General features: G+C 72.7%; 8 protein-coding genes. 1 reads left to right on the forward strand and 7 read right to left on the reverse strand.

Annotated features, from left to right (window positions below; all coding sequences use genetic code 11):
• Window positions 1-500: 500 nt before the first annotated feature.
• The 3 genes from ACH4N1_RS01150 to ACH4N1_RS01160 form a co-directional block, all read right to left on the reverse strand.
• Window positions 501-1,676: an NAD(P)/FAD-dependent oxidoreductase gene (locus ACH4N1_RS01150; RefSeq protein ID WP_398093605.1), complete on the reverse strand. Its 1,176-nt coding sequence runs from the start codon at window positions 1,674-1,676 to the stop codon at window positions 501-503.
• Window positions 1,677-1,813: 137 nt separating this feature from the next.
• Window positions 1,814-2,419: a TetR/AcrR family transcriptional regulator gene (locus ACH4N1_RS01155; RefSeq protein ID WP_398093606.1), complete on the reverse strand. Its 606-nt coding sequence runs from the start codon at window positions 2,417-2,419 to the stop codon at window positions 1,814-1,816.
• Window positions 2,420-2,931: 512 nt separating this feature from the next.
• Window positions 2,932-4,395, reverse strand: a complete 1,464-nt coding sequence (locus ACH4N1_RS01160) for a class I adenylate-forming enzyme family protein (RefSeq protein ID WP_398093607.1) — start codon at window positions 4,393-4,395, stop codon at window positions 2,932-2,934.
• A 153-nt stretch (window positions 4,396-4,548) separates the two neighbouring features.
• Between ACH4N1_RS01160 and ACH4N1_RS01165 the strand changes: the two genes are divergently transcribed.
• The gene (locus tag ACH4N1_RS01165; protein WP_398093609.1) at window positions 4,549-4,947 is read left to right on the forward strand and encodes a DUF3224 domain-containing protein; all 399 of its coding nucleotides are present in this window, start codon (window positions 4,549-4,551) and stop codon (window positions 4,945-4,947) included.
• Between the two features lie 64 nt (window positions 4,948-5,011).
• Here ACH4N1_RS01165 and ACH4N1_RS01170 read toward each other — a convergent pair whose 3' ends face one another.
• Genes ACH4N1_RS01170 through ACH4N1_RS01185 form a run of 4 tightly spaced genes read right to left on the reverse strand, consistent with a single transcriptional unit; the run spans window position 5,012 to window position 8,031 of the window.
• A complete protein-coding gene (locus ACH4N1_RS01170) occupies window positions 5,012-5,731 on the reverse strand; it encodes a PIG-L deacetylase family protein (protein ID WP_398093610.1) in 720 nt (239 codons plus the stop codon).
• A complete protein-coding gene (locus ACH4N1_RS01175) occupies window positions 5,728-6,489 on the reverse strand; it encodes a thioesterase II family protein (protein ID WP_398093612.1) in 762 nt (253 codons plus the stop codon). Before ACH4N1_RS01175 ends, ACH4N1_RS01170 begins: the two co-directional genes overlap by 4 nt.
• A 1-nt stretch (window position 6,490) precedes the next feature.
• Window positions 6,491-7,762 (reverse strand): beta-ketoacyl synthase N-terminal-like domain-containing protein, encoded by a 1,272-nt coding sequence (locus ACH4N1_RS01180; RefSeq protein WP_398093614.1) that lies wholly within the window; start codon window positions 7,760-7,762, stop codon window positions 6,491-6,493.
• A complete protein-coding gene (locus tag ACH4N1_RS01185) occupies window positions 7,759-8,031 on the reverse strand; it encodes a phosphopantetheine-binding protein (RefSeq protein ID WP_398093615.1) in 273 nt (90 codons plus the stop codon). The genes ACH4N1_RS01180 and ACH4N1_RS01185 overlap by 4 nt, the downstream gene beginning before the upstream one ends.
• Window positions 8,032-8,043: the final 12 nt, after the last annotated feature.

Genomic DNA, 8,043 nt, shown 5'->3' on the forward strand with positions numbered 1-8,043 from the left:
GGAAGCGGACGAAAGGCAGGGCACGACATCGGCCGGCTCGGGTCGAGGACCGACAAGCCGATGGTGACTGTATTTCAGAACTACCGTGGCCGCACACGAAAAGGCAATGTGCGAGGCCACGCATTCGCGAGTCGAAGGCTACTCGGTGTGGTGACTCAGGACTTGGAGTTCCCCACATTCGACTCGGCCGAAGTGTTCGGGACTTGGCTCGCCGAAAACCACGCGTGCTCTCCCGGCATCCGACTCGGGCAAGGTGAACAGCAAGCGGTCCGAGGTCATCCGAGGTCGAACGAACGGGACATGGGCGAGAAGCTCCACCCGTAGCCGGTCACCGCACTAGGGCGTGTCTGACAATTCCCGTCGGGCGCGCGACGCCTGGCACGGCACCTCGCCGCGTTGTCGGATCACCCGAGTACATCCAGTACACGGGCGATCCTCCGCCTTGCGATGCACCGCACCAGACGCCGCGCACTGATCCGACGCGAATTGTCAGACACGCCCTAGCCCTGCAGCAGGGCCAGCAGTTCGGGGGTGTAGAGCTCGGAGATCGGGCGGACCCCGGCCACCGTGTCGAAGTACCGCTGGGTGAGGTCCTCGCTGGTGCTGACCGCCCGCAGCAGCGCCAGGCGCTTCTCGCGGGCGTCGGCCTGGGCGACCAGCAGGGTGCCCTGGTACGGGGGCGTCAGCTGCTGGACCACTTCGGTGCCGTAAGCCTCCAGGGCGGCGGTCAGCCGGGCCTCGTCGTGCAGGCCCTCGGCGACCGCGTCGACCAGCAGCTCGGCCTGGAGGAAGGCGTCGCCGATGCCGCGCGCGGTGATCGAGTCCTTGTGGTGGGCGGCGTCGCCGACCAGCGCCCAGCCGGGGCCCGACATCTCCCGGAAGTAGTTGCGCTGGTCGCCGGTGCCGCGCAGCCGTTCGGTCTGCTCGGCCCGCTCCATCTGCGCGAACAGAGCCGGGGCGTTGACCTTGACGCCCTCCCGGTAGGCGGCGAGGGCGTCGGTGCGGACCTCCTCGAAGCGGTCCTGCGGGAAGTACGCGGAGATCAGCACCGCGTCGTTGGTGGGGACGGCGGAGACCCAGCCGCGTTCGCCCTCGTACAGCTCGAAGTCGGTCTTCGGGCCCTGCCAGAAGGTGTAGTAGGCGCAGGTCAGCCGCGGGTGTTCGACGGTGGTGCGGGCGCCGGCCAGCTCGGCGACGGTGGAGCGCATGCCGTCCGCGCCGACCACCAGCCGGGCGCGTTCGACGGTGGGCCGGCCACCGGGGGTGGTGCAGCGCACGCCGGCCACCCGGCCGTCCTCGACCAGCAGCTCGTTGACGCCGCAGTGGTCGCGGAACTCGACGCCGGCGGCCACCGCGCCGTCGACCAGGATCTCGTCCAGCAGGTGGCGCCGGGGGGCGTAGGAGGCGCGCACCGTGCCGTTCGAGGATGCGCAGCCGGCCAGGCGGACGTCCTCGATCTCGTAGACGGTCCGGTCGAGCGGCGGACAGCCGGTGGCCTTGACGGCGTCCAGCAGGCCCCAGCGCTCCAGGCGGGACACGCCGGGCTGCTGGATGTACAGCGTGGAGAGGGTGTCGGTGCGGAACGCCGCCCGGTCGAGCAGCAGGACCCGGTAGCCCTGCCGGGCGAAGAGCATGGCCGTCGGCCCGCCCGCGCATCGCGCGCCCACAACGATCACGTCCCAATCCACGACGAGCCACCTCCCGCACCGGTCCGGGCGCGCGCTGCCTGCGCACGTCCACTGCGGGTCCGACCGTACGCAGCACGGGAGTTCGGGACCGCCCACTTTTGAGCGTGCCCCGCGGCGACCGGCGGCTACGGGCGGATCAGCGGCAGGATCAGGTCGTCGACCACGGAGACCACCAGTTCGTCGGGGACCGGCGAGGGGTCGCTCAGGAAGCGCTGGACCAGCATGGCCGGGCCGATGCCGGTGATCAGCGGGCTGATCGAGCCCTTGCGGACCTCGCCGCGTTCGGCGGCCCGTTCCAGGATCCGCCGGAACACGTCCTGGCGGGGGGCGACCACCCGGTCGTTGACGATGCCCATGAACGGCCGGTCCCGGTCCATCTCGGCGAGCAGGCTCTGTACGGCGCGGCCGACCGGGGAGTTGAGCACCATGGCCTTCTCGCGCATGTGCTCGATCAGGTCCTCGCGGACGTCGGCTCCCTCAGGGAGTTCGTCGGGTGACGGCAGCCTGTCGTCGAGGGCGTCGACCACCAGTGCGGCCTTGTTGGACCAGCGCCGGTAGATCGCGGCCTTGCCGGTGTGCGCGGTGGCGGCGACCGAGTCCATGGTCAGGCCCGCGTAGCCGACGTGGGCCAGCTGTTCGATCACGGCGTCGAAGATGGCCTGCTCAAGGGCCTTCCCCCGGCGCCGAATCGGCGTACCGGCGACCGTGAGTGACCGGGCGTCAGCTGTCATGGCATCCCCCATCCGAGCGACAAGTGAACTCTTGCGTTCCCAATTTGTTGCACGGTAGGGTCCAGCATAGGAAACTGTGTAGTACCTTATCGAAGATCGAAAGTACGATGACCGAGCTGGACGCTTCCCCCCTGACGGCCTCGACGGCCCCGGCGCCACGGTGTGGCCGCCGCAGCGGCACGGCCCTCGCCGTGATCGCCGTCGCGCGGCTCATGGTGGTGCTCGACGCGCCCCTCGTGAGCGTCGCCCCGCCGCGGGTCCAGAGCGCCGCCGGGATTCCCACCGGGAACCTGTCCCGGGTGGTCGACACCCACCCGCGACGCGGGTGTACTGATCCGCACCCCCGCGATGCCGGCCACGCCCGAGGCGGACCTCGGCGGATCCGGCCCCGCGGGCCCGGTCGGGGACGTCCCTTTGCTGCGCCGGGCAGCAGGGGAGCGGGACTCGGGGGGTCCGGCCGTGACCGGACCCCCCGAGTCCCGCTCCCCTGCTGCCCAGCGGCCACCGATCGGCTACCGGTCGGCGAGTTCCCGGCGCAGGATCCGCTTGAGCACCTTGCCGGTGATGCCGCGCGGCAGCGACTCCCGGGCCTCGACCAGGACGGGCAGCTGGTGCGGTTCGAGCCGTTCGGCGAGGAAAGCGGGAAGTTCGCCGGCGGCCGCCGGGTCCTCCAGCACCACCACCGCGGCCGGGCCCGAGCCGGCGGCGACCACCGCGGCCTCGCGGACCGCCGGGTGCTCGTACAGCGCCGCTTCGACGGCCACCGAGGAGACCCGCACCCCTCCGCCGTCGAGCACGTCGTCGCCGCGGTCGAACAGGTGCAGCCAGCCCTCCTCGTCGAGGTGGCCGAGGTCGCCGGTGCGGATCCAGCCGTCGATCCGCACCTCGGCGTCGCGCCGGGCGTCCAGGTAGCGGCGGCCGGGCGCGGCGGAGCGCAGCTGGATCTCGCCGACCTCGCCGAGCGGCAGTTCGGCGCCCAGGGCGTCGGCGATCCGGACCTCGGTGCCGCGGGCGGCCCGGCCGAGGGTGCCGGGACGGGCCGGGTCGAAGGTGTTGACGACGACCGCGGGGACGGCCTCGGACTGCGAGTAGGCGGTGTTCAACTCGGCGGCGGGGAACAGCTTCAGCAGTCCGCGGCTGAGCGCGGGGGCGAGCGGGGCGGAGGCGATCGCCACCCGCTCGACGCAACCGACGTCGTGGCGTTCGCCGATCCGGGCGGCCAGCATCCGCATCGCGATCCACGGGGTGATCATCACCGAGCCGATCCGGTGCCGGCTGATCAGTTCGGCCATCCGCTCCACGTCGTCGACGGCGGCCAGCACCAGCGCGGACGGCGAGGTGACCGCGATGATGGCCACCGTGGTGGCGCTGGAGGTGGTGCCGAGCGGCATCGGGGCGAGCAGCGGGGTCGGGTTCTCGAACTGCAGCAGGCCCTCCGGGCCGCGCCCGAAGGTGAGGTTGCCGTGCGGGTTGGTGAAGGCCTTGGCGAGCCCCGTGGTGCCGGAGGTGTAGAGCACGTCGGCGATGTCCTCGGGGGCGAGCGGTACGTCGACCGGCGTCTCGTCGCCGCTGTCCAGTTCGGCGACCTCGGCGCTCCAGCCGGTGAAGCTCGCGGGTGGGCGCAGCGAGCCGCTGTGGATCACTGCGGTGGCCCGGCACTCCGTCAGCCGGCGTTCGATCTCCGGTTCGCCGAGCCGGTCGCTGAGGTGGACGGCGGTGGCGCCGACGCTGAGCACGGCGAGGTAGGCGACCGCGTAGTCGGCCCAGTCCATGCCGCCGTACAGCAGGCCGATCCGGCGGCCCTTGGTGACGCTGGCGGCGAGCAGTCCGTGGGCGGTGCGGTCGACCCGGCGCTGCCAGTCGCCGTAGTTCAGTGCGTCGGTTCCGTCGATGTCGAGTGCGGTGCGGTCGGGATGGTGTTCGGCCCTCCGGCGCAGCAGATCGGTGACTCGGACCACGGTGCTCGCTCGTTCCATGTCGGCTCCTCGACCGCGGGGCTGGAAATCCCACGCTACGAAGCCGCCATCCCCTTATCTGCTCAGAATTGCGCGACTGCCGGAGTGCCTTGCGGATACCGTCGAGAGGTTGGCTAACCGGTACGCATTCGGACCGACTGGAGATGACCGGCCATGACTCAGATCGCCAATTCCGCGTGGGAGACGTCTTCCTGGGAAGAATCCCATTACTTCGAGCCCGTGGATGGTCCACCGCTTATCCGTGCCGATGTGAAGCGTGTCTTCCACGGTGATGTGGAGGGCACCGGAGAGGCGGTCCTGCTGTGCTGCCGGCCGGACGAGAAATCGGCCGGATACGTCTCCACCGAGCACATCGTCGCCACTCTGGCGGGCCGCTCCGGCACCTTCGTGGTCCAGCACGGCGCGTCGATGGGCGACGACGAGCCGCAGACCCTGGGTTTCGTGGTCCCGAACTCCGGCACGGGCGGCCTGACCGGCCTCACCGGCACCTGCGCCTTCGGCCACGACGAGGAGGGCAAGGCGTACTTCCGCCTGGAGTACCGGCTGCCGTGAGACGACGGCGTCCCCGGACCGGCAGCGGCAGGTCCGGGGACGTTCCGCGGTCAGCGGTCAGCGGTCAGCGCGCGATGATCTCCAGGGCCACCGCGGGACGGCCGCCGAAGCGCTCGCCGACCAGCTCGGCGAAGGCCGTCATCGGCTCGCGGACGCTGGTGACGGGTGGGTTGAGGCCGCCCAGGTAGGCGCGGTGCGCCTCCAGTGAGGCGATGCCCGCCTCCAGGTGGTCGGTGACGTCGACGGCGTGGGTGGGCTGCGGGGAGTTGGCCATCGCCACGTACCTGACGCCGCCCCAGGGCTCCAGGCCCAGGTCCTCGAAGATCCACCGGTTGCCGGCGTCGCCGACGGCGTCCAGCAGGGCGTGCGCGGTGTGCCGGTGGTCGGGTGTGTTCCACTTGCCGGTCGAGGTGGTCTCCCGGCCGTTGAAGCCGAGCACGAACTCGGGGCGGTGGCGCCGGATCGCGGCGGCGATGTCCCGGCGCAGGCCGAGTCCGTACTCGATCTCGCCGTCGCGGTGGTCCAGGAACTCGACCTCGGAGACGCCGACGATCTTGGCGCTGGCCCGCTGCTCGGCCTCCCGGACCACCGCCGACTCGGCCGGGGCGAGGCCGTCGATGCCGGCCTGGCCCTTCGTCACCAGCAGGTAGGAGACGCTCTTCCCGGCGGCCGTCCAGGCGGCGACGGCGCTGGAGGTGCCGAACTCGATGTCGTCCGGGTGGGCGACCACCGCGAGGGCGCGGCTCCAGTCGTCGGGCAGGGTCTGCAGTTCCTCAACGGTCATCGGGGCACTCCTGCGGTCGGCAGTTGACGGTTCAACGGTGGGGACGGTCGGAGGGAGAGGTCGGCCCGGATCTCGTCGAGCAGGCCGGCCTCCTGGTCCTTGAGGTAGAAGTGGTCGCCGTCGAACTCGCGGAACCGGAACGCGCCCGCGGTGACCTGCGCCCATGCCTTCAGTTCGTGGGGACCGGCCTCCGGGTCGTCCCGGCCGACGAACGCCGAGATCGGGCAGTCCAGGCGAGGCGCGGGCAGCGGCGTGTAGGTGTCGTTCAGCTCGAAGTCGGCACGCAGGGTCGGCAGGAACAGCCGCACCAGGTCGGGCTGTCGCAGCACGTCGGACGGGGTGCCGTTGAGCCGGGACACCTCGGCGAGGAAGGCCGCGTCGTCGAGCCCGGCGTAGGAGGCGCGGCGGGCGGGCAGGTGCGGGGCGCGACGGGCCGAGACGAACAGCCGCACCGGGGCGGGCAGGCCGAGCGCGAGGAACCGCCGGGCCAGCTCGTAGCCGACGGCGGCACCCATGCTGTGCCCGAACAGGGCGTACGGGCGGTCGAGCTGGGGGGCGAGCAGTTCGGCCAGCGGACCGACGGCCTGTTCCATCGTCACGTACGGCAGCTCGCGGATCCGGCTCTCCCGGCCGGGCAGCACCACCGGGCGGACCTCGATGCCGGGGGCGAGGGCGGCGCGCCAGGGGTGGAAGAACGCGCCGCCGCCGCCGGCGTGCGGCAGGCAGAACAGCCGGAGCTCCGGCTCGGTCCCGTTCATGTCATGTCCCCTCGTTGGCGAAGACCACGGCGGAGTGGAAGCCGGCGAAGCCGAAGCTGTTGGACAGCGCGAACTCGGCGGCCAGCGGCACGGCGGCGGTGCCGGTGAACCGCAGCCGGGGCTCCACCGGGTCGGTGAGCCACGGGTTGGGGTGCGCGAAGCCGCCGGTCAGCTGGGCGACGGTGGCGACCGCCTCGATCACCCCGGCCGCGCTCAGGCAGTGCCCGGTCAGCGCCTTGGTGGCGTTCACCAGCGCGGGGGCGTCCGGGCCGAGCACGCTCAGCAGGGCGGCGGCCTCGGTGCGGTCGCCGAGCGGCGAGGCGGTGCCGTGCGTGTTGACGTAGCCGAGCCGCCCGGGGGCGACCCGGGCCCGCTCCAGGGCGGTGCGCATCACCGCGGCCTCCACCTGCTCGCTCGGGTCGGCGAGGCTGGTACCGCTCAGCCGCAGCGCGTGCCCCGCCAGCCGGGCCAGCGCCCTCGCGCCCCGGCGGCGGGCGCCCGCGGCGGTCTCCAGCACCACGGCGGCGCCGCCGACACCGTCGGTGAAGCCGCGGTGCGCCCGGTCGAACGGGCGGCAGGGCGGTTCGCGGTCGGTGGCGGCGCCGGTGGCGGCGGGCGTCATCGCGCCCAGCGCGCGGTAGGCCTGACGTTCCAGCGGGGCGAGTTCGGTGGGCGCGCCGAGCACCAGGCAGGCGTCGACCGCTCCCGCGTCGAGCAGCCGGGCGGCGGTGATCAGCGCGACGTTGCCGCTGGCGGACGCGCCGCCCACGGTGCAGCCCTCGCCCTCGATGCCGAGGACCTCGCTGACCACGCCGACCTGGTCGGTGTCCTGCATGTGCAGCGCGTACCGGCCGGGGACGGCGGCGGGACGGCCCCGGTAGCGGTCGGCGGCGCGGTGCGCACCCGCACCGGTGAGGTTGTTGCCGGCCACGACCAGGCCCAGCCGCTCGGGCGGCAGGGCGTCCTCGGCGAGCCCGGCGTGCGCCCAGGCCTCCATGGCGGTCAGCACGGAGACCTGCACGCCGAGCGGCGACCTGGCCGCCGTCCGGGCCGCCTTGGCCGGCACCCACCCGCCGCGGGCCCGGCGCTGCGCCAGCAGGGCGGGGTAGTCGAAGGGCGGCAGCGGCGCGCCGGGCGAGTCGGCGTCCCGGTCGGCGGCGGGCAGCAGGGCGCCGCGGCCGGCCCGCAGCGCGTCGGTGAAGGCCGCCAGGCCCGCGCCGGCCGCGCAGTGCACGCCGAGGCCGGTGACCACGACGCCGCCGCCGGGGGTCACGCGGAGTGCCGGGCGAGCAGGGCGACCAGCGAGCGGATGTCCCGGGTCTGCTGGAACTCCATCACGGGCACGCTGATGCCCATGTCCTCCATGGTGAGGGTGACCACCTCGGCCCGGTCGACGCTGTTGCAGCCCAGTGCGGCGAGGCTGTCGTCGAGGGTGACGGTGGAGGTGTCCAGGTCGTACACCACGACGCCGAGGTTGCGCCGGATCGCCTCGAATATCTCGCTGTCGTCCATCTCTCTGTCGTCCATCTCTCTGTCGTCCATCTCGCTGTGCTC

Source organism: Streptomyces sp. NPDC017202 (assembly GCF_044331705.1).
Taxonomy (GTDB): Bacteria; Actinomycetota; Actinomycetes; order Streptomycetales; family Streptomycetaceae; genus Streptomyces.

Excerpts from the sequence above, each read along its gene's own strand:
- ACH4N1_RS01155 (WP_398093606.1), bottom strand. The coding sequence starts at position 2,419 with ATGACAGCTGACGCCCGGTCACTCACGGTCGCCGGTACGCCGATTCGG.
- ACH4N1_RS01160 (WP_398093607.1), bottom strand. The coding sequence starts at position 4,395 with ATGGAACGAGCGAGCACCGTGGTCCGAGTCACCGATCTGCTGCGCCGG.
- ACH4N1_RS01165 (WP_398093609.1), top strand. The coding sequence starts at position 4,549 with ATGACTCAGATCGCCAATTCCGCGTGGGAGACGTCTTCCTGGGAAGAA.
- ACH4N1_RS01170 (WP_398093610.1), bottom strand. The coding sequence starts at position 5,731 with ATGACCGTTGAGGAACTGCAGACCCTGCCCGACGACTGGAGCCGCGCC.
- ACH4N1_RS01175 (WP_398093612.1), bottom strand. The coding sequence starts at position 6,489 with ATGAACGGGACCGAGCCGGAGCTCCGGCTGTTCTGCCTGCCGCACGCC.
- ACH4N1_RS01185 (WP_398093615.1), bottom strand. The coding sequence starts at position 8,031 with ATGGACGACAGAGAGATGGACGACAGAGAGATGGACGACAGCGAGATA.